Source organism: Nocardia alba NBRC 108234 (assembly GCF_001612665.1).
Classification (GTDB): domain Bacteria; phylum Actinomycetota; class Actinomycetes; order Mycobacteriales; family Mycobacteriaceae; genus Nocardia; species Nocardia alba.
This window is the reverse complement of sequence record NZ_BDAX01000028.1, coordinates 73,288-94,940: the sequence shown is the minus strand read 5'-3', so window position 1 is coordinate 94,940 and position 21,653 is coordinate 73,288. Positions and strand designations below refer to the sequence as shown.

Annotated in this window: 24 protein-coding genes; 14 read left to right on the top strand and 10 right to left on the bottom strand. The window is 67.4% G+C overall.

Annotated elements, in window-relative coordinates; genetic code table 11:
• Window positions 1-561 (bottom strand): hypothetical protein, encoded by a 561-nt coding sequence (locus NA12_RS26710; RefSeq protein WP_084473121.1) that lies wholly within the window; start codon window positions 559-561, stop codon window positions 1-3.
• A gap of 416 nt (window positions 562-977) precedes the next feature.
• On the opposite strand from NA12_RS26710, the gene NA12_RS26705 reads away from it, so the two are divergent.
• A complete protein-coding gene (locus tag NA12_RS26705) occupies window positions 978-2,279 on the top strand; it encodes a hypothetical protein (protein WP_067457139.1) in 1,302 nt (433 codons plus the stop codon).
• Window positions 2,280-2,331: 52 nt separating this feature from the next.
• Here NA12_RS26705 and NA12_RS26700 read toward each other — a convergent pair whose 3' ends face one another.
• Window positions 2,332-3,837, bottom strand: coding sequence for an AIM24 family protein (locus NA12_RS26700; RefSeq protein ID WP_067457133.1), 1,506 nt, complete (start codon window positions 3,835-3,837; stop codon window positions 2,332-2,334).
• 162 nt (window positions 3,838-3,999) lie between these two features.
• Here NA12_RS26700 and NA12_RS26695 point away from each other — a divergent pair, with 162 nt between their 5' ends.
• The gene (locus tag NA12_RS26695) at window positions 4,000-5,424 is read left to right on the top strand and encodes an amidase (protein WP_067457130.1); all 1,425 of its coding nucleotides are present in this window, start codon (window positions 4,000-4,002) and stop codon (window positions 5,422-5,424) included.
• A gap of 48 nt (window positions 5,425-5,472) precedes the next feature.
• On the opposite strand, the gene NA12_RS26690 is transcribed toward NA12_RS26695, so the two are convergent.
• Both NA12_RS26690 and NA12_RS26685 read right to left on the bottom strand, forming a co-directional pair.
• The gene (locus tag NA12_RS26690) at window positions 5,473-5,703 is read right to left on the bottom strand and encodes a hypothetical protein (protein ID WP_067457127.1); all 231 of its coding nucleotides are present in this window, start codon (window positions 5,701-5,703) and stop codon (window positions 5,473-5,475) included.
• A 188-nt stretch (window positions 5,704-5,891) separates the two neighbouring features.
• Entirely contained in the window at window positions 5,892-6,341 is a 450-nt protein-coding gene (locus NA12_RS26685; RefSeq protein WP_067457124.1) for a MarR family winged helix-turn-helix transcriptional regulator, read from the bottom strand.
• Between the two features lie 70 nt (window positions 6,342-6,411).
• Here NA12_RS26685 and NA12_RS26680 point away from each other — a divergent pair, with 70 nt between their 5' ends.
• The 5 genes from NA12_RS26680 (at window position 6,412) to NA12_RS26660 (ending at window position 9,780) form a co-directional block, all read left to right on the top strand.
• Window positions 6,412-6,786, top strand: coding sequence for a cupin domain-containing protein (locus NA12_RS26680; RefSeq protein WP_067457235.1), 375 nt, complete (start codon window positions 6,412-6,414; stop codon window positions 6,784-6,786).
• Window positions 6,787-6,919: 133 nt separating this feature from the next.
• Window positions 6,920-7,792, top strand: a complete 873-nt coding sequence (locus tag NA12_RS26675; protein ID WP_279388165.1) for a metal ABC transporter substrate-binding protein — start codon at window positions 6,920-6,922, stop codon at window positions 7,790-7,792.
• Window positions 7,789-8,523 (top strand): metal ABC transporter ATP-binding protein, encoded by a 735-nt coding sequence (locus tag NA12_RS26670; RefSeq protein ID WP_067457119.1) that lies wholly within the window; start codon window positions 7,789-7,791, stop codon window positions 8,521-8,523. Before NA12_RS26675 ends, NA12_RS26670 begins: the two co-directional genes overlap by 4 nt.
• Window positions 8,520-9,404, top strand: coding sequence for a metal ABC transporter permease (locus NA12_RS26665; RefSeq protein ID WP_067457116.1), 885 nt, complete (start codon window positions 8,520-8,522; stop codon window positions 9,402-9,404). Before NA12_RS26670 ends, NA12_RS26665 begins: the two co-directional genes overlap by 4 nt.
• Before the next feature lie 40 nt (window positions 9,405-9,444).
• The gene (locus tag NA12_RS26660) at window positions 9,445-9,780 is read left to right on the top strand and encodes an MmcQ/YjbR family DNA-binding protein (RefSeq protein ID WP_067457231.1); all 336 of its coding nucleotides are present in this window, start codon (window positions 9,445-9,447) and stop codon (window positions 9,778-9,780) included.
• Between the two features lie 18 nt (window positions 9,781-9,798).
• Here NA12_RS26660 and NA12_RS26655 read toward each other — a convergent pair whose 3' ends face one another.
• Window positions 9,799-10,230, bottom strand: coding sequence for a DUF8021 domain-containing protein (locus NA12_RS26655; protein WP_067457113.1), 432 nt, complete (start codon window positions 10,228-10,230; stop codon window positions 9,799-9,801).
• 87 nt (window positions 10,231-10,317) lie between these two features.
• On the opposite strand from NA12_RS26655, the gene NA12_RS26650 reads away from it, so the two are divergent.
• Window positions 10,318-10,860, top strand: a complete 543-nt coding sequence (locus NA12_RS26650; protein WP_067457109.1) for a YaeQ family protein — start codon at window positions 10,318-10,320, stop codon at window positions 10,858-10,860.
• Between the two features lie 82 nt (window positions 10,861-10,942).
• Window positions 10,943-11,848 carry an alpha/beta hydrolase fold domain-containing protein gene (locus NA12_RS26645; protein ID WP_243655092.1) on the top strand — a complete coding sequence of 302 codons (906 nt, stop codon included), beginning with the start codon at window positions 10,943-10,945 and terminating at the stop codon, window positions 11,846-11,848.
• A 6-nt stretch (window positions 11,849-11,854) separates the two neighbouring features.
• Here NA12_RS26645 and NA12_RS26640 read toward each other — a convergent pair whose 3' ends face one another.
• The gene (locus NA12_RS26640) at window positions 11,855-12,436 is read right to left on the bottom strand and encodes a TetR/AcrR family transcriptional regulator (RefSeq protein WP_067457106.1); all 582 of its coding nucleotides are present in this window, start codon (window positions 12,434-12,436) and stop codon (window positions 11,855-11,857) included.
• Window positions 12,437-12,525: 89 nt separating this feature from the next.
• On the opposite strand from NA12_RS26640, the gene NA12_RS26635 reads away from it, so the two are divergent.
• Window positions 12,526-13,563: a beta-ketoacyl-ACP synthase III gene (locus NA12_RS26635; protein WP_067457103.1), complete on the top strand. Its 1,038-nt coding sequence runs from the start codon at window positions 12,526-12,528 to the stop codon at window positions 13,561-13,563.
• Here NA12_RS26635 and NA12_RS26630 read toward each other — a convergent pair.
• From NA12_RS26630 to NA12_RS26615, 4 genes are all read right to left on the bottom strand, one after another.
• The gene (locus NA12_RS26630; protein ID WP_067457100.1) at window positions 13,560-14,072 is read right to left on the bottom strand and encodes a DUF1990 domain-containing protein; all 513 of its coding nucleotides are present in this window, start codon (window positions 14,070-14,072) and stop codon (window positions 13,560-13,562) included. The two genes, NA12_RS26635 and NA12_RS26630, sit on opposite strands and share 4 nt — an antisense overlap.
• A gap of 29 nt (window positions 14,073-14,101) precedes the next feature.
• The gene (locus NA12_RS26625) at window positions 14,102-14,431 is read right to left on the bottom strand and encodes a hypothetical protein (protein WP_067457097.1); all 330 of its coding nucleotides are present in this window, start codon (window positions 14,429-14,431) and stop codon (window positions 14,102-14,104) included.
• 157 nt (window positions 14,432-14,588) lie between these two features.
• Entirely contained in the window at window positions 14,589-15,170 is a 582-nt protein-coding gene (locus NA12_RS26620; protein WP_067457094.1) for a TerD family protein, read from the bottom strand.
• Between the two features lie 53 nt (window positions 15,171-15,223).
• Window positions 15,224-15,562 carry a hypothetical protein gene (locus NA12_RS26615; RefSeq protein WP_084473120.1) on the bottom strand — a complete coding sequence of 113 codons (339 nt, stop codon included), beginning with the start codon at window positions 15,560-15,562 and terminating at the stop codon, window positions 15,224-15,226.
• Between the two features lie 322 nt (window positions 15,563-15,884).
• Here NA12_RS26615 and NA12_RS26610 point away from each other — a divergent pair, with 322 nt between their 5' ends.
• From NA12_RS26610 to NA12_RS26595, 4 genes are all read left to right on the top strand, one after another.
• Window positions 15,885-16,925, top strand: coding sequence for an ATP-grasp domain-containing protein (locus tag NA12_RS26610; protein ID WP_243655109.1), 1,041 nt, complete (start codon window positions 15,885-15,887; stop codon window positions 16,923-16,925).
• A gap of 36 nt (window positions 16,926-16,961) precedes the next feature.
• Window positions 16,962-18,968, top strand: coding sequence for a hypothetical protein (locus NA12_RS26605; RefSeq protein WP_067457092.1), 2,007 nt, complete (start codon window positions 16,962-16,964; stop codon window positions 18,966-18,968).
• 81 nt (window positions 18,969-19,049) lie between these two features.
• Window positions 19,050-19,625, top strand: a complete 576-nt coding sequence (locus NA12_RS26600) for a TerD family protein (RefSeq protein WP_067457219.1) — start codon at window positions 19,050-19,052, stop codon at window positions 19,623-19,625.
• Between the two features lie 173 nt (window positions 19,626-19,798).
• On the top strand, window positions 19,799-21,604 hold the full coding sequence (locus NA12_RS26595; protein WP_067457090.1) for an alkyl/aryl-sulfatase: 1,806 nt from the start codon (window positions 19,799-19,801) through the stop codon (window positions 21,602-21,604).
• Window positions 21,605-21,653 lie beyond the last annotated feature (49 nt).

The following is a 21,653-nucleotide window of genomic DNA, read 5'->3' as shown; positions in this document are numbered from 1 at the left end:
TCACCAGCGCAGCATGGGCAGCGGCGAGAGGGGATGGATGAGCGCGCGCCGTACGGTGAGCTCCACCAACTTGAAGTGGAAGCCGCTATCGGGGTACCGCCGCAGCAGTGCGGCGTAGGTCGCGTACGGCAGGCCGTAGCGCCGCGCGCCGAAGCTCACGTCGATCAGATCGGCCCGTCGCAACAGCTCCACCGCATCGGTCGCGCCACCCGCCGAGCGCACCCGATGGTGGTCGCGGATCATCGCGGTGACGAGTTCGGTGATGTCCTCCCGGTTGTGCGCGATCAGCCAGTCGCCCGCCAGCGCGCACGATGGTTCGAGATAGTCGAAGGTGCCCGCGGCCCAGATGCCGAGATCGTGGAAGGTCGCCGCGGTGCGGAACTCCTCGCGTGCGCTCGGCGGCGGTCCGGGCTCGCCGCTGCGGGCGAACAGGAGATCGGCGCAGCGCAGTACCCGCAGCACATGATGGAAATAGGCCTTGCGGTCAGCGCCGAGCCGGGCGGTCCACGGTTCGAGTCGCTCGGCGATCGCCTGGTCGAGTTCGCTGGTGTGCTCGGTCAATTCGTCACTCCGAAGTAGATCTGCGCGAACCCCCCGGTCGCCCCCGCGTCAACCCTAGGTGTCCGTGGTGGGCGATGCCCGGCGAAACGGGGTTTCACCGAACGTCGCGCCACGCGCCCGCGCGGCGCGCGAACAGCACGCCGATCGGGCTCGGTCGAGTTGTCCGCGAGCGGTGTTCGGCAACGGTCGGGCACCGAACTGCCGGAAACTCCGGCCGGGGCGGCGGTGGGGGATTATCTTCGCTGATCCAGTGTCCGACCGAAATTGTTGGGCGTGTCGCGCGCGGCGCGCCGTGTTCGGGGAGCCGTGTAGGAGCATCGGTTTCGCGCTCGAGGGTAAATCGACTAAGAATGGTCCGTGCCGTTCACACATGTGATCACCCGCCTGCCTTCGCGCGCCCGGGGCGGTGGTCTGACATGACGATCGAGTCCGGTCTCGAGGACGACGTCAGCCAGCTCGCCGAGCGAGTCGAACGTGCCCGTGGGCGTCTCGCTTACCAGTTCGACCCTGCCCTCACCGACGCGCTCTCCGAAGACGAGCTGCGCGCCGAACGCGAACTCGCCGAACGCATCCGTGAACAGGATCGCGAACAGCGCTGGAAGCACACCCAGGCGATGGCGTCCGCATCGGACCGCAGCCGACTGACCACCGAAGCGATCGAGAAGGCCGACATGCGAGATCTGCTGCTCGCCAGGAAGGCGATGGCGTCCCAGCGCCGCGAATCCAGCCCGCACGCGAAGCTCGCTTCGCTGTACCGGCACCGGTCGTGGTCGCTGAAGGCATTGGCGGGCGTGGTCGGCGCGGGCATGCTGTGGTCCGCCGTGAACGTGCAGCAGAACATCGCGCCCGGTGGACCGACCGATCCGCTGTTCTGGTTCAGCTATCTGCTCGAGGCGATGATCAGCGTGTGTCTGATCATCATCATGGTCGGCACGAACAAGGTCGCCGAGTGGGGCGTGATCGACAACCGCCGCCAGGTCGCGCTCGCCGAGCTCGCGTTGCTCGGGCTCACCGTCACCCTCAATACCTACCCCTACGTGCGTGAGGGGCGCTTCTACGACGTCGCCGTGCACGCGGTCGCGCCGGTGATGATCGGTGTGGCGCTGTTGATCCACGACGCGGTCAGTGCCCGCTACGGGCTGGCGATCACTCGCGCGACGAGCCAGGTCAGGGACCTGCCCGACCCCGCCGACAACATCCTCGGCCGCCAGGCCACCGAGGGTGTCCGCCTCACCTACACCCCGCCGATGACGAGCTCGGCTCGTGCCGAGGCGGCCGCCGCCGCCCAACCGGCCGCCGCGCCGGCGCCGGTCACCCGCGAACCGGCCTGGACTCCCCCCGAGCCGGTCGCCAACGGCAACGGCCGCTCGCCGGAGAAGCGCAAGCGCTTCGGCATCGGCAAGCCGTCTTCGGCGGACAAGGCCACCGCGAAGAAGTCCGTCGCCGCGCCCGCGCCCGTCGTGGCGCCGGAGCCGAGCAAGGAAGCGGTCAAGCCCGAGCCTGCCACCGATTCGGTGCCTGCCGCTCGCAAGAGCGCCATCTCCGATATCGAGGCCCGGGTCGAAAAGGCCTTCGCCGAAGCCAATTTCGGCTATGAGGCGATCGAGCCGACCAGCATCTACGACACCGGTCAATTCCGCATCGCGGAGAGCCTGGAACAGGAACTCAACGACATGCGTGAGGCCCGCCGCCAGGCTCGCAAGGAGCGCGCGAACTAGCAGGCACGACAAAGGCCGATACCCGCTCGGGTATCGGCCTTTGTCGTGTTCGTCAGCCGAAGAGGCCGCCGCCGGTGCCCGCTTGCTGGCCGCCGCCGGTGCCGCCGATGAGGCCGCCCGGGGGGAGTTCGGAGGGCTGCACGATGACGAAACCGCGGCCGGAGAAGGCGAGGGTGCTCGCCTCGCCGGTACTGCGGCCCATCAGGCGGCCGAGTCCGAAGGAGTCGTTGCGCTTGATACCGGTCTGCAGGCTGGACGACCACGCGACGGCGGCATTGGGGTCGGCGAAGGTGGCCTGGTCGACGGTGAGGACGACCGGGGTGCCGTGGGTGGTGATGGCGATGCGGCCGCGGCCGGTGAAGACGCAGTTGAACAGGCCCGCGTTGGAGGCGTAGCCCGCGGCGCCCTGAACGCGGCCGATGTCGTAGCGCAGCGTGGAGTCGAAGGCCAGGACATTGGCGCCGTTGATGGTGAGCCCGTCGGTGCCGTCGAGGTCGATGATGTGCACGTCGGCGGCACTGTTGGCCAGGAACAGGTCGCCGCGGCCGGTCACCTTCATCAGCGGCACGCCCTCGCCGGTGAGATGCTGACGGATGGCGCGGCCGATGCCGCCGGAGCCGAGCGCTTCGAACTTCAGGTCACCCTGGTAGGCCACCATCGACCCGGCCCGCGCCATCACCTCCCCGTTCATGCCGACCTTCACCATCTTGCCGCCCTGCTTCTGGATACCGAGGCCGTTGACCTCGGCATGAGAGGGGTCGAACAGGTCGCTGTGCACGGGCTGAGCTCCTTGCTGAGATGCGTAGGTCTGCTGTCGATCGGGTCCGCCGGGCTGTCCGTGGACGGGGGGTGGGTAGGCCGGTGCGCCCGCTCCCGGCGGACCGGGAATCGGGGGTGTCCCGGGCGGTGGCGCGAATCGGCCCGGCGGCGGGGCTACTCGGCCGGGCGGCATCGGGGCATGGGACCCGGGTCGAGGTGGCGCTGAGTGACCGGGGCCGGGTGCGCCTCGGTAGGCGGAGTCCGCAGCGTTCGAAGTGGCTTGTGCCGCAGGGGGTTCGGGATCATCGTCGAGGTTCACCCCGTAGGCCGAGGCGATACCCGCGAGTCCGTCGTCGTATCCCTGGCCGACCGCACGGACCTTCCACGCGCCATTGCGGCGATAGATCTCCACACACACCACACCGCTCTCGGTGGTGAGGCCGGGAATCGGGAAAGTCAGTGCGGTGGAGCCGGATTCGATGGTGGTGGTCAAGGTGCCGACAGCGGCGAAGGTCGCGGGCCCGCGCCCGTCGAGGCTGGCGGTGACCACCACCTTGTCCACATCGGCGGGCACTGCCGAGGTCTGCACCCCCACCACGTCGGGCCCACCGTTGCCGTGCCGGTACACCACACCCGGCCCGGTGGGCTGATTGAAGAAGACGAAATCGGCGTCGGAGCGCACCTTGCCCGCCGCGTTCACCAGGAGGGCGGATACGTCGACCGACGCCGAACTCGCGACCGTGACGGTCAGGTGATCACCGGGCGCGGGCCGGTTCTCACCGGGAGCCAGCGCGGTCACGACAATGCATCCGAAGGTCGCGCGATCAGCAAATGTTCCACGCGTTCGATAGTGCCGTGTATGCCGTCACCGCGCCACCGGCCCCGGCCCTGATCCACGGCGTCGGGGCGGGCAAGTTCGTTACTGCTGCGAAGGTCCGCCGGGTCGCACTACGCTGCGAACATGAGCTCTGCCGTACACGGATTCACCGATGATGCCCTCGCCACGCTGGACGCGGTCGGCGTCGCCGCGGCGTTGCGCGCGGGGGAGGTGACCCGGTCGGAGGTGCTCGAGGCCGCGATCGCCAGGACCCGGCGGGTCGACCCGAGTCTGGACGCGGTGCAGCTCACGTGTTTCGAGCGCGCCGCGTCGACGCCGGAGACCGCAGGCGTATTCGCGGGAGTGCCCGCGTTCGTGAAGGACAACACCGACATCGCGGGCCTGCCCAGCTGCCACGGCTCTGCCGCGTTCACCCCGCGCCCGGCCACGGTGACCAGCGGTCCCGGCGCGCAGTTCCTGCATTCGGGGGTGATCGTGCTCGGTAAGTCGACGCTGCCGGAATTCGGGCTCACCGCCAGTACCGAGTTCACCGATCGCGCCCCGACCCGCAATCCGTGGAATCCGGAGTACTCGGCGGGCGCGTCCTCGGGCGGCTCGGCGGCGCTCGTGGCGGCCGGAGTGGTGCCGATCGCGCACGCCAACGACGGCGGCGGCTCGATCCGCATTCCCGCGGCGGTCAACGGACTCGTCGGCCTGAAAACCACCCGCAACCGCCTGCTCGACCAGCCGGGCGCCCGCAAACTGCCGGTGCACCTGGTTTCCGAGGGCGTGCTCACCCGCTCGGTCCGCGATACCGCGCACTACCTGGCCGCCGTCGAAGGATTCGGCGCGAATCCGGCGCTGACGCCGGTGGGACTGGTGGCGGGGCCGAGTGCGCGACGGCTGCGGATCGGCCTGATCACCGCCGATGTCCTCGGCAGGCCGGTGCATGCCGACAACGGCGCGATTCTGGCGTCGGCGGCGAAGGTGTTCGAGGGTCTCGGCCACGAGATCGTCGAGATGCGCCTGGATGTGGACCCGCGCTTCGTCGAGGACTTCAAGCAGTACTGGGCGGTGATGGCCGCGGCGATGGCGTTGTCGTTCCGGGTGGGGCAGCGCGGGTACTTCGACGCGCGCAAGCTCGACCCGTTCACCACCGGTCTGATCGGGCTGGCCAAGCGCAATCCGCTCGCGGTGGTCGCGTCGACCTGGCGGCTGCGCGGGGGAGTCGCGGCTTATGACAAGCATTTCGCCGACGTGGACGCGCTACTCACGCCGGTGCTCTCGCACCCCGCGCCACGCATCGGTGAGCTCGCGCCCGGCCAGCCGTTCGACGCGCTGTTCACCAAGCTCGTCGACTACGTGGGCTTCACCCCACTCAACAATGTCGGTGGGGGACCGGGCATTTCGCTGCCGCACGGTCTGCTGCCGAACGGTCTGCCCGGCTCGATCCAGCTCGCCGCCCGCCGTGGTGACGAGCGGACACTGCTCGACCTGGCCTACCAGCTGGAAGCGGCGAGCCCGTTCCCGCGGATCGTGGATCGGGCCGCCGCCGCGGGTGCTGCCTGATCATCGGTGGTGCGCACCGTGCTGATCAGGCGCTCGTCACCGCGCTGATCAGTTGGTGCGCACCGCGACATTGATCGGGCGCAGCCGACCGGGGCTGTCGGTGCCCGCGTCGAACGCCCAGTGCTCGCCGTCCCAGCTGGGGTAATCGGCGCGCCAGCGATCGACGAGGCGGGGGTCCTCGAGCGAGGCGACAACACCGGCCGAACCGGTGTACTGCAGCCGCTCGTACTTGTGCCGAGTGACGGTGTCGATAGTGAGGACGGTGGCTAGGACTGACATTGACCCTCCGGGATCGGGGCGAACGGTGACGTGACGAGTGCGCAACTCGGACCGACGGTCCGGCTGCGGCGGTGGCGCGTCACCGCTCGATCCGAGAGTATGTCGCTCGCCGTGTCACCGCGCGGGTTTCGGGTACCCGATATGCAAATCGTCGGTTTGCAACATTTGGTTACGGCGGTTGGGAAAGCTCACCAGCTCGGGCGAATCCGCCCCGGGGTGACGACGCGGCCCAGGGCGTTGCCGACCTGGGTGAGGGTGGCGGCGCCGAGGTTGTCCGACCAGTTCCGGGTGAGTTCGGCCAAGGCGGCGTCGGCGGCTCGCGTGCATGCCCAGCCGCGCTCGGTGAGGGTGATCAGGCGGGCGCGCGCATCGCGCGGGTGCGGATTGCGATCGGCGTAGCCCTTGGTGACCAGCTCGTCGACCAGTTGGCTGGCCGCCTGCTTGGTGACCCCGAGATGCTCGGCGATCTCCCCGACCGTCGCGCCGTCGGGCGCCATGCGCACGAACGCGAAACCGTGCGTCGGCCGGATGTCGGTGAACCCCGCCGCGGCGACCCCGGCGTTCACCACCTGGGTCACCTCGGCCGCCGCCGCGAGCAGGAGCAGGGGCAGGTCTGCGTTCGCGGGCACGTCAGCCATTCTGGCACTTGACACAATAGTCAATCTACTTGACTATATGGACAAGTTAATTGACTTTATGGAGGTTCTCGTGCCGGTAATCCGTTCCGTGGACGCCCAGGTGCACGAGGTGCACAATGCCCGCTTCACCTCCCTCGTCCGGCCCGGCACTGGCAGTGCCGAACTGTGCGTCTGGCAGACCGAGGTTCGGGGCGAATCGGTCGGTGTGCCCCACCGCGTCCTGGGGGAGGAGGCCTTCGTTCTGCTGTCGGGCGCGGTGACGATGACCATCGACGGCGAATCCGTAGCGATGAGACCCGGGGACGCGGCGGTCGCGCCCGCGGGGTCGATGATCGCCCTCGCTAACCCGACCGGCGAGATCGCCACGCTGTTGGTGACTGTGCGGGTCGGCTTCGCGGCGGAGCTTCCCGACGGCTCTACCTTCACCCCGCCCTGGGCGTCCTGAGCCGTCCTAGTGACTGTTTCGGGGCTTGAACTTGAAAGTTCGGCTACCCGAACAATATAATTCTGGAATGAGGGTTGGGTTCTACCGTTCGTCGGCGCTACGTCGAATACTCGCGGCTTGTGTTCTGGGTGTCATGACGTTCGCGCTCGCCGCCTGCGGCGGGATCACCTCCGATGACGACGACAGGAAAGTGGTCCTCACCACCTTCACTGTGCTCGCCGACATGGCGCGGAATGTGGCGGGCGAGCACCTGCGGGTGGAGTCGATTACGAAGGTGGGGGCTGAGATCCACGGCTACGAGCCGACGCCGGGCGACATCAAGAAAGCGGCGAAGGCTGATCTGATCCTGGACAACGGACTCAACCTCGAGGCCTGGTTCGGTCAGTTCGTCGCCGATCTCGACGTGCCGCACGCCGTGGTCAGCGAGGGGGTCACGCCGATGAACATCAGCGAGGACGCCTACCGGGGCAAGCCCAATCCGCACGCCTGGATGTCGCCGGTGAACGCGCAGATCTACGTCGACAACATGGTTCGCGCGTTCACCGATCTCGACCCCGAACACGCCGACGCCTACCGTGCCAACGGTGACGCCTACCGGGCACGGCTCGGCGCCGTGCGCGACGATCTCGTCGCCGCGGTGAACACCCTGCCCGTCGATCAGCGCGCCCTGGTCACCTGCGAGGGCGCGTTCTCCTACCTCGCTCGCGACGCGGGACTGACCGAGAAGTACATCTGGCCGGTGAACGCCGAACAGCAGGCCACCCCGCAGCAGATCGGCTCGACCATCGACTTCGTCCGCCAGCGCGGTGTGCCCGCCGTGTTCTGTGAGTCGACGGTGTCCGACGCCCCGATGCGACGCGTCGTCGAGGCATCCGGCGCACGATTCGGGGGTGTGCTCTATGTCGACTCGCTCTCCGAAGCCGACGGACCGGTCCCGACCTACCTCGACCTGATCCGCCATGACGCGAAGACCATCGCGGGCGCACTCGCCGGCGCCACCTCATGACCGAACCCGTCGTCGAGATCCAGGACGTGACAGTCCATTACGGTGACGTGCTCGCCCTCGACACCGTCGAACTGACACTGAAATCCGGCCGGGTGTGCGGGCTCATCGGCATGAACGGTTCGGGCAAATCGACGCTGTTCAAGACCGTGATGGGACTGGTCACGCCCGATCGCGGCCGGGTGCTGATCAACGCGAGGCCCCCGGCCGCCGCGCGCAAGGCGGGCAGCCTCGGTTACGTCCCGCAGTCCGAGGACGTGGACTGGAGTTTCCCGCTGTCGGTGCGCGATGTGGTGATGACCGGGCGCTACGGGAAGATGGGATTCACCCGCCGGGCGAGCAAGGCCGACCGGGCGGCCGTCGACGCGGCGCTGGCCCGCGTCGAGCTCACCGACCTCGCCGATCGGCAGATCGGTCAGCTGTCGGGTGGTCAGAAGAAGCGCGCGTTCGTCGCCCGCGGCATCGCCCAGGAGGCCACGATCCTGCTGCTCGACGAGCCGTTCGCCGGCGTCGACAAGCGCTCGGAGGCCACCATCACCGCGCTGCTGCGCGAGCTCGCCGCCGACGGGGCCACCATCCTGGTGTCCACCCACGATCTGCACGCGTTGCCGCGATTGGCCGATGAGGCAGTGCTGTTGAACCGCCGGGTGCTCGAGCACGGCGACCCCGATGTGGTGTTGCGACCGGAGAACCTGGCCAAGGCCTTCGGCCTGGATGTGGACGGAGACCGATGAGCCTCGAGGAATTCTTCATCGACCCGCTGCGCTACGAGTTCATGGTGCGCGCGCTGGCCACCACCGTCACCGCGGCGGTGGTGTGCGCGGTGCTGTCGTGCTGGCTGGTGCTGATCGGCTGGTCGCTGATGGGCGACGCGGTGTCGCACGCGGTGCTGCCGGGAGTGGTGCTCGCCTACATCGTCGGCTGGCCGTTCGCCGTCGGCGCGGTGGTCTTCGGGTTCCTCGCGGTCGCGTTGATCGGCGTTGTCCGCGATACGAGCCGGGTGAAGGAAGACGCCGCCATCGGCATCGTGTTCACCACCCTGTTCGCGTTCGGTTTGGTGCTGGTGTCGGTGACGCCGAGCCAAACCGACTTGAACCACATCGTTTTCGGCAACCTGCTCGGCGTGAGCCGTGGCGAGATGGTTCAGATCATGATCCTGGCCGCCATCGTCCTGGTCGCCCTGGTCCTCAAGCGCCGTGACTTCACCCTCTACGCGTTCGACGCCACCCACGCCCACGCCATCGGCCTCAATCCCCGGGTCCTCGGCACCGCCCTGCTGGCCCTGCTGGCGCTGACCTCGGTGGTGGCGCTGCAAGCGGTCGGCGTGGTGCTGGTGGTGGCCATGCTGATCATCCCGGGCGCCACCGCCTACCTGCTCACCGATCGCTTCTCGCGCATGCTCGTCATCGCCCCCGCCATCTCGGTGCTGTGCGCGGTCACCGGGCTCTACATCAGCTACCACCTCGACACCGCCGCGGGCGGCATGGTCGTCGTGACCCAGGGCGTGGCCTTCACCTTCGTCTACCTCTTCGCCCCCCGCCACGGCGTGATCGGCCGCCGGATCACCGCCTCACGCGCCCGCAAGACCGTGGCCACGCTCGGGGCCCTCGACTAGTGGATCCAGTCTGTCGGTGTGGGCTGTCAGGATGTGGCTCATGAATGTCACCGGGGATGACGTCCGCGCCCACGCCCTGTCGCTACCGCAGACGACAGAGCAATTCGCCTGGGGCATGCCGATTTTCCGGGTCGCGGGCAAGCTGTTCGTCACTCTGCCCGAGGACGAGACCTCGATGGCGGTGCGCTGTCCGATCCTCGACCGCGACGAACTGGTCCTCGCCGAGCCCGGCAAATTCTGGATCGCGTCCCACGAGTCCGGTAACCCCTGGGTCCGCGTCCGACTGGCGGCACTCGACGATCGCGAGGAACTGGCAGCCATCGTCACCGACTCGTGGCGCCAGGCCGCCCCGCGGGCCTTGCTGGATGCGCAGTGAGCAAGGCCCCGAGATCATTTACAGCACCGGAGTGATCGAGGCCTCGATCGTTTGGATGGAGTCCACCGGGATGACGAAGGTCTCGGTGATCTCCACGGTGGTCAGGCGCAGGTCGCCCACTCCGGTGTCGAGGAAATAGTGGGTGGTGACCGTGTCGCCGGATTCGGACATGGTGAGGTCGCGGATGCCCTGGATGATGCGGTACTGGATGCCGTTCTCCAGGTCGTTGCTCAGTTGCGGGCCCGAGGTGCCGGTCTGGAGGCCGACCTCGACGCGGGTGGCATCGGGGGCGAAGGGGACCGCGCTCGCGTCGTGGGAAACGAGGGCATCGAGGTAGGCGCGGGCGATGGCCTGGCGGGGTGAGTCGGCCGCATTCGGTTCTGCCGCAGCGGTTCCCATGCCGACTGCGAGGACAACGGCGGCCAGAGTCGAAACGTGAGTGATTCTCATGTAAGGGATGCTGGCGGTTCGAACTGGTAATCGCAACCGGGTGCGCGAGAATTGTCCAGGTTGTGGCCCGGTAGGGTCGGAAGTCCTATGGCACTCAGCGCAACACTGCACAATTTCGCCGTTCAGCTCGCCGATGTGGATCGGGGGGTGTACGAGGATCTCGAATTGCGGGTGGCTCGGCATCCGTCGGAGACACTGGAATACATGATCACGCGAATCCTCGCGTACTGCCTGCAGTACGAGGAGGGGATCGTGTTCAGCGAGGGCGGGATTTCGGCTACCGACGAACCCGCGGTGCAGGTTCGCGATATGACCGGGCGGACCACCGCGTGGATCGAGGTGGGCGCCCCCGACGCGGAGCGTATCCACCGTGGCAGCAAACTCGCGGGCCGTGCGGTGGTCTACACCCACCGTGACCCGGCGAAGGTGCTCGCGCAGTACGCGGGCAAGAAGATCCACAACGCCGCGCGGATTCCGCTGGTGAGTTTCGATCGCGCGTTCATCGACGAGGCCGCGGGGCTGGTCGATCGTCGCAATAGCGTCACCCTCTCGGTCACCGAGGGTGTGCTCTATCTCGACCTCAACGGCACCAGCTTGCGTACCGATGTCACCGAGCAGCCCCTCGGCTGAGGCGGGCCGGGGTAGCTTGGCTGGCACCGGTGCGGCTGGAGCGCGTCGGTCTCGTCGTCGAGTGGAGGTCGCGGTGCCCGGTGTGCTGAGTCGGTTCTTGATCCCGGGATTCCTGCGGGTCACCCGGCGCAACCGGAATTACGTCGATGCCGAGCGGGCGCGGGCGCACGTGCGCGAGCGCGGTCTGCGGCCACTCGCCTACGGCCCGCCGCGCGATCTGCGTGGTGTGGAGGTCTCGGTGGCGCACGAGCGCGGCTGGCCGATCTACACCCTGACCCCGGCGGACGGGATCTCGCGCGGCGGCCTCGTGTACGCGCACGGTGGCGGCTGGGTGGGCGAAATCGCCTCGCAGCATTGGCGACTCGCGGCCCGGATCGCCGCGCAGACACATCTGGTCGTGACGGTCCCGATCTATCCGCTCATCCCGTTCGGCACCGCGGCGGAGGTGATTCCCCGCTTCGCCGAACTGGTCGCGGCGGCCGACGAGCGCCACGGCCCGACCTTCCTCGCCGGCGACTCGGCGGGCGGTCAGATCGCGCTGTCCACCGCGCAGTATCTGCGCGACGCGGGCCATACCGTCCCCCGCACGATCCTGATCTCGCCTGCCCTCGACCTCACTCTCGAGAATCCCGACATCGACGCGGTGCTCCCGCGTGACCCGTGGTTGGGTCGCGACGGCGGCCTGGTGTTCGGCAGGATGTGGAGCGGCGAACTCTCGATGAAAGACCCCCTGGTCAGCCCCCTGTTCGGTGATTTCGGCGGGCTGGGCCCGATCACCGTGTTCACCGGCACCCGCGACATCCTGAACCCCGATGCCCGGCTGCTGGCGGCGAAGGCCCGCGCGGCGGGTGTCGACCTCGACTATCAGGAAGAGTCCGGGCTCGTGCATGTGTACCCGCTGACGCCCGGCTCCGAAGGCGCGGCGGCGCGTCGCCGGATCATCACCACCCTGCGCGCCGAACTCGATGCGGTGCACAGCATCTCGTGAGCGGACTCACCGCTCGGACAGGTGCACCTTGAACAGGATCGTCAGCTGAGTGACCGCCTGGTCGAACGGGTGCGCGGACTTGAGCGCGCGGCTGTGCACGATCGTGCCCTCGATGGTGGTGAGCAGGAACCCGGCCAGCGAGACCGCGGTCGACCGCTCGATCCCGGTGGCGACGATCCCATCGGCGAGCCGCGCCGTCCATTCGGCGAACGCCTGGCCCGCGATGGACTGGACGGCGGGGTCGAGTTCGTCGAGCGCGGCCGCCATCATGAACGAACCGGCGGCGTAGTCGGACTTCTCCAGCGGAATTCGCCAGAAGGCGAGTAGGTCGGTGAGCCACTGCTGGGCCGAGGGCGCGGTTTGGAGGGCGTCGGCCATCGCGCTCACGTGTGAGTACACCAGGCGGGCCACGATCCGGGCCGCGGTCTGCACCAATTCGCCCTTGCCGGAAGGGAAGTGCTGATACAGCGAGTTGCGCGAGGTTCTGCTGCGCTCGAGTAGTTCGCTGAGGGTGGACGCGTGTACGCCGTGTTCCTGGACGGTGCTGATCGTGTGTTCGATGAGTCGGGCGCGTGGTCCGGCGGCCATCCGATCTTCTCCTACCCCTTGATTGAACCGATCGGTTCATGTTAGACCTATTTGTACGTGAACCGATCGGTTCACATGCAGAGGATGTCATGGCTACCCTCATTGCTACCGCGGTCCCGGTCACCCACGCGGGAATTCTCGGCCTCGGCGTGTACCGCCCGCGACGGGTGGTGCCCAATGCCGAGATCGTCGACGCGATCGAGTCGTCGGACGAGTGGATCAGGACGCGGTCCGGCATCGCCGCCCGGCACTGGGCCGAGCCCGACGAGACGATCGTCTCGATGAGTGTGGCGGCCGCGCGGGACGCGCTCACCGCGGCCGGGGTGCGCGCCGGGGAGGTCGACGCGGTGGTGCTGGCGACGTCGTCGCAGATGGTGCTCGGCCCGTCGGCGGGCGCGGTGGTGGCGACCGAACTCGGCATGGAGGACACCGCCGCCTTCGACATCTCCGCGGGCTGCGCGGGCTTCTGCTACGCGCTGGCCGACGCGGCGAATCTGGTGCGCTCGGGCCAGGCGCGGCAGGTCCTGGTGATCGGGGTGGAGCGACTGTCGGATCTGCTCGACACCACCGATCGCGGATGCGCGTTCATCTTCGCCGACGGCGCGGGCGCGGTCGTCGTCGGTCCGGCGGAGCAGGAGGGGATCGGCCCGGTCGCGTGGGGTTCGGACGGTTCGCGCACCTCGGCGATCAAGCAGGACAAGGACTTTCTGGAGTATTTCGCCGAAGTCGCGGCAGCCGAAGCCAGTGGCGGAACTTCGCAACGCCCCTACATCCGGATGAACGGCACCGAGGTGTTCCGCTGGGCCGTCACCTTTTTGGAGAAGGCCTGCCGTGACGCGCTCGACCGCGCGGGCCTCACGGCGGCCGACCTCGACGCGTTCGTTCCGCACCAGGCCAATATCCGCATCACCGACGCGTTGGTGCGCACCCTCGGCCTGCCCGAGACCGTCGCCGTCGCGCGCGACATCATCGAAACCGGCAATACCAGCGCGGCCTCGATCCCGATGGCCATGGAACAGCTCGTGCGTTCCGGCGCGGCAGGCCCCGGCGACACCGCGCTGCTCCTGGGCTTCGGTGCGGGTCTGGCCTACGCGGGCCAGGTCGTCCATCTGCCGCCGATTGCCTAGTTCACCAGCGCGCGCAGATACCGGCGACGGTAGAAGCGTTGTGCGACAAGAAGTATCGGGAACGCAGCGCGCCAGACTCCGGCCGGTGCCGGTCTCGTCAGCGAACGCAGGGTGAGCCAGACGGTGCCGGTCGAATCGCGGTGCACGACGAAGGCTTCCTCGCCGCTGACCGGATGGCCGAGCAGGGTGCCGTAGGCGAAGCCGCACCGGTCCTCGGTGTCGACCACCGCGACCACGCGAACCGGCTCGTGGACGGAGACGGGTCCCCAGCCCGCGCTGATCCAGTACTGCTCGTCGATCGAGGCCACGATATCGGGGGCAACGCGGAAACCGCTGCGGCGCTTGATACCCCAGCGCAGCACAGCGTCGGACGCGGCGGTCCACGCCGACCCGCCGTGACCGATCACCACCGTGGTGTCGAACCGGCGGAATCCGGGGAATTCGCCGGTCCACAGATGGTCGGCGGGGCTGGTCGCGCCCGCCGGGGCGTAGGTGAGTCCCTCGTGCATGAGGGTGACGATAGGCGCTGCTCAGGTGGTCATGCGTTGGCCTTCTCGCGCAGTGACCGCTGGGTCACCGGTATCGCGTAGGCCGCGCCGTCGCGGATGCCGAATTCGAAGCGGCAGGGGAACAGCGAGGGTAGACCGGTCGCGCGTAGGTCGAAGTTCGCGGCGAGGGTTTGCATGGCCCAGTTCCGCAGCGAATCCGGCAGTTGCAGGGTGGTGCCGTCGACGCAGCAGACGTAGGCGTGAGTCTGTTCTCCGTCGACCGGGAGGAGGTTGCGCAGACCGACCGCGCCGATTTCCAGAATTCGTCCGGCATTGCGCGCAGTAGCGACGCTCGGCAAATCCAACTCGATGTCGTCCATGCGGAAAACCGTAGCGCGGCAACTATCCAGGGAACACCGAAGTCGCGTGGTCTTGACGAACTTCGCTGATGTCGCAAATGGGCGAAAAGGGCGAGGTCTGTTCGCCGCGGCGCGGCCGAGCTCGGCGCACCGCGCGCCGGGCCCCGCCGCCGTGCTGTCAGCCGATCGCGTAGCGCAGCAACGCCTGACGGTCGCCCTGCTTGATCTTGCCTTTACGGTCGAGGACCTCCAGTTGCCAGACCGGACCGTTGCGGAAGGTCCGCGCGATCGCGTTGGCGTTCTCCGCGCCGAGCAGCGACGGCCAGATCTCGGCGACCGGCTGGGTGTCACCGCCGGTGGCATCGTAGATCTTGAACGAGACGTTGTTCGCCTTCTCGAAGGAACTGCCCTTCTTGAACGCGACGGCGACGAAGACGATGGAGTCGATGGCGGGGGGAACATTGGCGAACGTGACATGCACGGTCTCGTCGTCGCCCGCGGCCGCACCGGTCTGCTCGTCTCCGGTGTGCAACACCGAACCGTTGCCGAGCGGGTCGAGCGAATCCAGACCGGCGAAGCGCACCGGCTCGCTGCCCTGGAACAGCACCGCGATCAGGTCGAGGTCGACACCGCGCTTGCGCCGCGCTATTCCGAGAATTCCGCCGCTGGAACCCGCCGACGGATCCCAGCTCACCCCCACGCTCATTTTGGTGATACCGGCGAGATCGGCCGCGCCGTCTTCCTTCTTGAGAGTAATCACGATTTCAGGCTACGGACTTCGCCCGCCACGTGCACCGCGACAGTTTTCGCGCGTCAGCCCGAGTGGGTCGCGAGATAGACCAGGGCGGTGACCGCCAGTGCGATCGCGCCGAGGATGCCGCCCGCGATGGTGTCGGCGCGATTGGTGGCCACGCCGTTCTCGATCCGGTCCCAGCCGATGAACGCGGCGGCCACGGCCCCGATGCCGGCCGGGGCCGCGACGAACTCGCTGACGACGGGAATGAACGAGACCGCGCACGCGACGATGCCGAGCACCAGCGACGTGAGGCCGGCACCGTTGCGTGGCGGCGGAAGGGTCTCGGGACCGGGCATCGCCTGAGCGTAGTCGTGCTGGAGGTGTTCGTCGCGCCCGGTCAGGAGCCGCTCGGTCACAGCTTCGTCATGGTTGGTCACCGAACCCTCGGGTATCCCATGGAAGTGGCGGTCCCGCCGGGATTCATCTCAGCCTCCCGGTTTCCGGGCTGTGCGTTTCGAGAAGGGAAAAGGTTTGTCGATTTCAGCTGACGAATCGAAAAGTCGAAACCCGAACAAAGGCTATGTAGCGCTCCTCGGATGGAGTTTGAACGCGGTCGAGGCGATTGACCGGTTCGACCGCCGATACATTGTCGTCGCGCCGGAATGGGCGCAAGACTATTGCGTCGAGCACGATATTCCCTATATCCCCTGGGATTTCGAGCGGCTCAACGATCGTTCGATGGAGATCGCCGAGACCCTGAAGGAAAAGGGCGTCGACGTCGCTATCCCGATCTTCGAGGAAACAGTGGAATGGGCGGGCGCGATCAACTCCGTCCTGCTCGACAATCCGCGACTGCTCGGGCAGTCGATGCTGCTGCGAGACAAGTCGTTGATGAAGCGGCGCGCGCAGCTCGGCGGTATCCGGGTCGGTATTTTCGAAGAGGCGCACGAACGCGATGACGTGATCCGATTCCTGAAGCGCGTCAATCAAACCCTGCTGAAACTCGACGGCGACCCCAACGACCCGATTCACCTCAAGGCGTTCGACAAGGCGGGCTGCCTCGGCCACCGGATCATCCGGACACCCGACGAGGTGGACTCGATCCCCGACGACGAGTTCCCGATGCTGATGGAGTCGCATCTGGACGGCTGGGAGTTCGCGGTCGAGGCCTGGGTGCACAACGGTCGCATCCGCTTCCTGAACATCTCGGAGTATGTGACGCTGGGATATTCGGTGTTCGTGCCCGCGACACCGGAACTGGAGAAGTATCGGCCCGAGATCACGCGGCAGGTCGAGAAGCTGATCAAGACCTTCGACATCGAGTTCGGCTTCATCCATCCCGAGTACTTCGTCACCAGCGACGGGGAAATGTATTTCGGCGAGGTCGCCTACCGCCCACCGGGTTTCAAGGTGTTCGAGCTGCTGGAACGGACCTACGGTTTCAACGCCTACCACGCGTTGGTGCTGGCGTTCGACCCGAAGACCACCGACGAGGAGCTCGACGCGTTCTTCCCGAAGGAAGTGGTGGATGCCACCGGCCACGCGGGATGCTTCGGGGTGTATCCGCGTCGGCGGGTGGTGAGCAGGCTGTCGGTGCCGCCCGAGACCGAGGATCACGATTACTTCGAAACCCACGAGCTCACCGCGCCGCAGGCCGAAAAGGTCACCAAGCGAACCGCATTCGGTAATCACTGGGGTCTGCTCTATTTCTTCGGTGCCGACCCGTACACGCTGCGGGATCTGTTGAAACGACAAGAAGAACTCGACTTCTATGTGTGATCGGTCGCCATGGCGGCGGTGTGAAGGGATCGGCGATTGAGTCCGGACGGCCACGACCCGGCGAGCTTGGATCGGCGCCTCGCCACGGTGGACCACGCCACCCGGTCCCTCGCGGACGCGGGCGATTTCGGTAAGCAGGTCAAACTGCCGAGGGTGCTGGACTCGCTGCGCCGGGTACTGTCGCTGCCGGGCGGTTGCGCGGCGGTGCGCGCCCGCGCCGAGAAGCTGGAGACCGCGGGCCTTTTCCTCGGTACGGATTGGGCGCAACCGCAGATCCTCATCCCGGCGTTGAGCACCGGCTCGTTGCGCAGCGCCAACGCCGACACCGTGGTGGTGGAGGTGGTGAGCAACCTGCGGTTGCTCGCGGTCGCCAGGGGCGAGTACCCGCACGCGCTGATCTCGGCCGAGCAGGCCGACGATCATCTGTCGCAGGTACTCGCGGTGAATCTGTCGCTGCTGTTCTCCCCGCCCACCGAGGCCGAGCGAGAACAGCAGGGGCGGATGGCCCAGGTCTCGCGCGAACTGCTGCACTACCTGGTCGCCGAGATCGGGTACGAGAAGGTGCTGGAAAACCTCGTCGACGAGATCTGGCGCATCCTGCGGCAGCGGCCCATCCAGGTCGAGGGGGTCAAGCGGATGATCACCCAGATCGCCGTCGCCCGGGCGAATCCCGACGTGGATCTCGGCGCCAGCGGTCTCGGCGCCGACCGGCTGATCAGCAGTCTCTACGGAACCACCGAGGGAAGTAGAGAAGACCCCGGGGTCGAGATCTACCGCGCACGGCTGGAATCGATGGACGACAGCACGTTGCAGTACGAGGCAACGGGATTCGCGCGTTCCATGCACGACACCGGGCTGGTCTCGCCGTATCACGCTGTGCTGCTGCGCTTTCTGCTCACCAAGGGCGCGTACCTCCTCGGTGAGGCGATGGGCCTGTCCAGTACCGGCCGCGACAGCCTGCTCTGCTATCACGAACTCGTCCACAGCCTGATCGAGCAGGCTGTCCACGTCGAAACCGCGCAGTGCGTCTACGGACTCACCCTGCTGCTCGAACGCGGCATCCTCTACCAGCCGCCGGTCGCGCCCGCGCTGTGGCGCCAGCTGGCACTGCGGCTTTCACCGGACTCGTGCCAACGGCTGACCCAGGTGTTCGGGCCGACGCCGCAACCGCGAGCGTGGCTGCTGTCGGGGATGCTGTCGGTGCTCGGCCTGCCGCTGGGCATCGGGCAGGGCGACAATCCCACCTGCCAATCGGCGCGGGCGCTGTCGATGTGGGCCTACAACGACCCCGACTATCTCCTGCAGACGCTGGCGTGGGCCGCGCGCGACGACGAGGTCGTGATGCACTTCGAGGGGCAGCCGATCTCCTCGCGCGCGAGCGCCGACGCGCAAACGTCCGCGCTGCACACCGACCTGGACCCGGTGTCGCTGCTGGTGGTGCCGCACCTGGACCGGATCTACGCCGAGATGGGACGGCGCTGTGTCGGCCGCGACGGCGATCCGCACCGCTGGATCAACCCGGAGTTCCACGGCTGGTGGTCGGGGCGCGGCTTCCGGATCAATGTCGACGTGGCCACCGGTCAGCTGACCGACCTCGACGAATTCCTGCGCCACTTCTACGCCGGATACCACCCCTTCTACAACGGCAACCAGCCGGTGATCCATCCGCAGCCCGCCGGTATCGCTGTCACCGACAGCGCGGCTCGCTTCGTCGGCTGGCACGCCATCACCGTGCTGCGGGTCAGTCTCGACCCGCAGGAGGTGATGCGGGTGTACTTCTACAACCCGAACAACGACAGCGGCCAGGACTGGGGCGACGGGGTCGTCGTCGGAACCGCCGGACACGGTGAGCGTTTCGGCGAAGCGTCGCTGCCCTTCGAGCAATTCGCCTCGCGGCTCTACATCTTCCATTTCGATCCGCTGGAGCCGGGGGAGCTGGCCGCCGTCGAGCGCGCGGAGCTGGACCGGGTGATCGGCTATCTGCGCCGCAGTTGGGGAGCCGACCGGATGCCCGTGGAAACGGGTGCCGCCGAACAGGATTGATCACAGCAAACGTTCAGAGTCGACCGCTAGGGTGTGGGCGTCGGCGCGCATGGTGCCGCGATGATCGAGGGGAAATTCGATATGGGTGTCAGCTTGTCCAAGGGCGGCAATGTCTCACTGACCAAGGCGGCGCCGAACCTCACCGCCGTCGCGGTCGGCCTCGGCTGGGATCTGCGCACCACCACCGGCACGGACTTCGACCTCGATGCCAGCGCCATCGGCCTCGGCGCCGACAAGAAGGTGGTGTCGAGCGGGCACTTCGTCTTCTTCAACAACCTGAAGTCGCCCGAGGGCGCGATCGAGCACGCGGGTGACAACACCACCGGCGCGGGCGACGGCGACGACGAGACGATCAACGTCGACCTCGCCAACACCCCGGCCACGATCGACTCCATCGTGTTCCCCGTCTCGATCTACGACGCGGCCACCCGCAACCAGTCCTTCGGCCAGGTGCGCAACGCCTACATCCGCGTTCTCGATCGCAGCAACGGCGAGGAACTGGCGCGCTACGACCTCTCCGAGGACGCGTCCACCGAAACCGCCATGGTCTTCGGCGAGCTGTACCGCAACGGCGCCGAGTGGAAGTTCCGCGCCACCGGCCAGGGCTACGCCTCCGGCCTGGAGGGCATCGCCCGCGATTTCGGCGTCAACCTGTAGCGGTGTAGGTCGGCTGCGGGAATTCTCGAACGTCGGGCAGACCCGCAGCCGACGAGCCCGGCACCTCAGCAGCCGGGACGCTGCCCATTTCATCCGCGATGGGTGAGGCGGCGAGTAGCGGCGACGCCGAGCATCGAGCCGACGCGTCGACCGAGCTGAGGAGCTGATTCGCGATGGCATTGGACTACGAAGATCGCACCGATTTCGAGAACGCCGATCGCGGATTCATCAAGACCCTGACGCCCATGCGGATCGCCAAGGCCGACGGCACGGTCGTGTTCGACACCAGCGGGTACGGATTCCTCGACGGGCCGTGCCCGGAGACGGTCAATCCGAGTCTGTTCCGGCAGGCCCAGCTCTGTGTGAAGAACGGTCTCTACAAGGTCGTGGACGGCATCTACCAGATCCGTGGCTTCGACATCTCCAACATGACGATCGTCGAGGGCGACACCGGCATCATCGTGATCGATCCGCTCATCTCGGCCGAGTGCGCGGCCGCCGGGTTGGCGCTGTATCGCGAGGAACGCGGCGATCGACCGGTGACCGGCGTCATCTACACCCACTCCCACGGTGACCATTTCGGCGGCGTCGACGGCGTGCTGCCCGACGGCCGCGGCGAGGTGCCGATTCTCGCGCCCGCCGGTTTCATGGCGGAGGCCGTCTCGGAGAATGTCTACGCGGGCGTCGCGATGACCCGGCGCGGCACCTACATGTACGGCATCGGGATGACGCCGGGACCCGAAGGACAGTGCAGCACCGGGCTGGGTATCCAGGCCTCCCACGGCACCTTCGGCCTGATCCCGCCCACCGTCGACATCACGCACACCGGCCAGCAGGAGACCGTCGACGGCGTTGCGATCGTCTTCCAGATGACGCCGGGCACCGAAGCGCCCGCCGAGATGAACTTCTACTTTCCCCGTCACCGCGCCCTTTGTCTCGCCGAGAACGCGACCCACAATCTGCACAACCTGCTGACCCTGCGTGGCGCCCAGGTGCGCGATCCACGGATCTGGTCGCGCTACATCGACGAGGCGATGGAGATGTTCGCCGTCGACGCCGATGTCGCGTTCGCCTCGCACCACTGGCCCACCTGGGGAACCGAGAACATCGTCGAATTCCTGTCGTTGCAGCGCGATCTGTACATGTACCTGCACGACCAGACCCTGCGGATGATGAACCAGGGACTCAACGGCCCGGAGATCGCCGAGCAGTTCGAGTTGTCGCCGAACCTGGCCGACGCGTGGAGCGCCCGTGGCTATTACGGGTCGGTGAGCCACAACGTCAAGGCGGTCTACCAGCGCTATCTGGGGTGGTTCGACGGGCACCCGACCTCGCTCTGGGAGCATCCACGCACGGCGAAAGCGGTTCGCTACGTCGAGACCATCGGCGGCGTCGACGCGGTGCTCGAGAAGGGGCGGGCCTACGCCGAGTCCGGCGATCTGCGCTTCGCCGCCGAACTGCTCACCCACGCCGTGTTCGCCGAGCCCGACAACAAGGCCGCGAAAGACGCACTCGCCCAGACCTATCGACAACTCGGCTTCGGCGCGGAGAACGCCACTTGGCGCTGCTTCTACCTCACCGGCGACAACGAACTCAGGCACGGCGTCCAATCCACCCCGCTCGATCTCGGTGGCGGGATGGCGGCGGCGCTGTCGGTGGATCAGCTGTTCGACTCGATCGCCATCCGCGTGAACGGTCCACGCGCGGCGAAGGATTCGTTCCGAATCGAATGGCACTTCACCGACCAGGACTCGGTCGTGCGCCTCACCCTGTCCAACGGTGTGCTCATCCAGACGCCCGACCCACGGTCCAAGGCCGACATCGACCTGACCGTCACTCTCACCAAACCGCAACTGCTCGCCATCCTCGCGGGTAAGGGCCTGGACGGGATCGACCACAGCGGCGACCCCGGCGTGCTCGCGCGACTGTTCGGCCTCCTGGACGCCCCCGACCCGAACTTCGCGGTCGTGACGCCGTAGCGACACGGCGATGCGGCCGCCGAAACAGGCACGGCCGCATCGCCGGTCA

Excerpts from the sequence above, each read along its gene's own strand:
- NA12_RS26705 (WP_067457139.1), top strand. The coding sequence starts at position 978 with ATGACGATCGAGTCCGGTCTCGAGGACGACGTCAGCCAGCTCGCCGAG.
- NA12_RS26695 (WP_067457130.1), top strand. The coding sequence starts at position 4,000 with ATGAGCTCTGCCGTACACGGATTCACCGATGATGCCCTCGCCACGCTG.
- NA12_RS26690 (WP_067457127.1), bottom strand. The coding sequence starts at position 5,703 with ATGTCAGTCCTAGCCACCGTCCTCACTATCGACACCGTCACTCGGCAC.
- NA12_RS26685 (WP_067457124.1), bottom strand. The coding sequence starts at position 6,341 with ATGGCTGACGTGCCCGCGAACGCAGACCTGCCCCTGCTCCTGCTCGCG.
- NA12_RS26675 (WP_279388165.1), top strand. The coding sequence starts at position 6,920 with ATGACGTTCGCGCTCGCCGCCTGCGGCGGGATCACCTCCGATGACGAC.
- NA12_RS26670 (WP_067457119.1), top strand. The coding sequence starts at position 7,789 with ATGACCGAACCCGTCGTCGAGATCCAGGACGTGACAGTCCATTACGGT.
- NA12_RS26665 (WP_067457116.1), top strand. The coding sequence starts at position 8,520 with ATGAGCCTCGAGGAATTCTTCATCGACCCGCTGCGCTACGAGTTCATG.
- NA12_RS26660 (WP_067457231.1), top strand. The coding sequence starts at position 9,445 with ATGAATGTCACCGGGGATGACGTCCGCGCCCACGCCCTGTCGCTACCG.
- NA12_RS26655 (WP_067457113.1), bottom strand. The coding sequence starts at position 10,230 with ATGAGAATCACTCACGTTTCGACTCTGGCCGCCGTTGTCCTCGCAGTC.
- NA12_RS26650 (WP_067457109.1), top strand. The coding sequence starts at position 10,318 with ATGGCACTCAGCGCAACACTGCACAATTTCGCCGTTCAGCTCGCCGAT.
- NA12_RS26640 (WP_067457106.1), bottom strand. The coding sequence starts at position 12,436 with ATGGCCGCCGGACCACGCGCCCGACTCATCGAACACACGATCAGCACC.
- NA12_RS26635 (WP_067457103.1), top strand. The coding sequence starts at position 12,526 with ATGGCTACCCTCATTGCTACCGCGGTCCCGGTCACCCACGCGGGAATT.
- NA12_RS26630 (WP_067457100.1), bottom strand. The coding sequence starts at position 14,072 with ATGCACGAGGGACTCACCTACGCCCCGGCGGGCGCGACCAGCCCCGCC.
- NA12_RS26625 (WP_067457097.1), bottom strand. The coding sequence starts at position 14,431 with ATGGACGACATCGAGTTGGATTTGCCGAGCGTCGCTACTGCGCGCAAT.
- NA12_RS26610 (WP_243655109.1), top strand. The coding sequence starts at position 15,885 with ATGGAGATCGCCGAGACCCTGAAGGAAAAGGGCGTCGACGTCGCTATC.
- NA12_RS26600 (WP_067457219.1), top strand. The coding sequence starts at position 19,050 with ATGGGTGTCAGCTTGTCCAAGGGCGGCAATGTCTCACTGACCAAGGCG.
- NA12_RS26595 (WP_067457090.1), top strand. The coding sequence starts at position 19,799 with ATGGCATTGGACTACGAAGATCGCACCGATTTCGAGAACGCCGATCGC.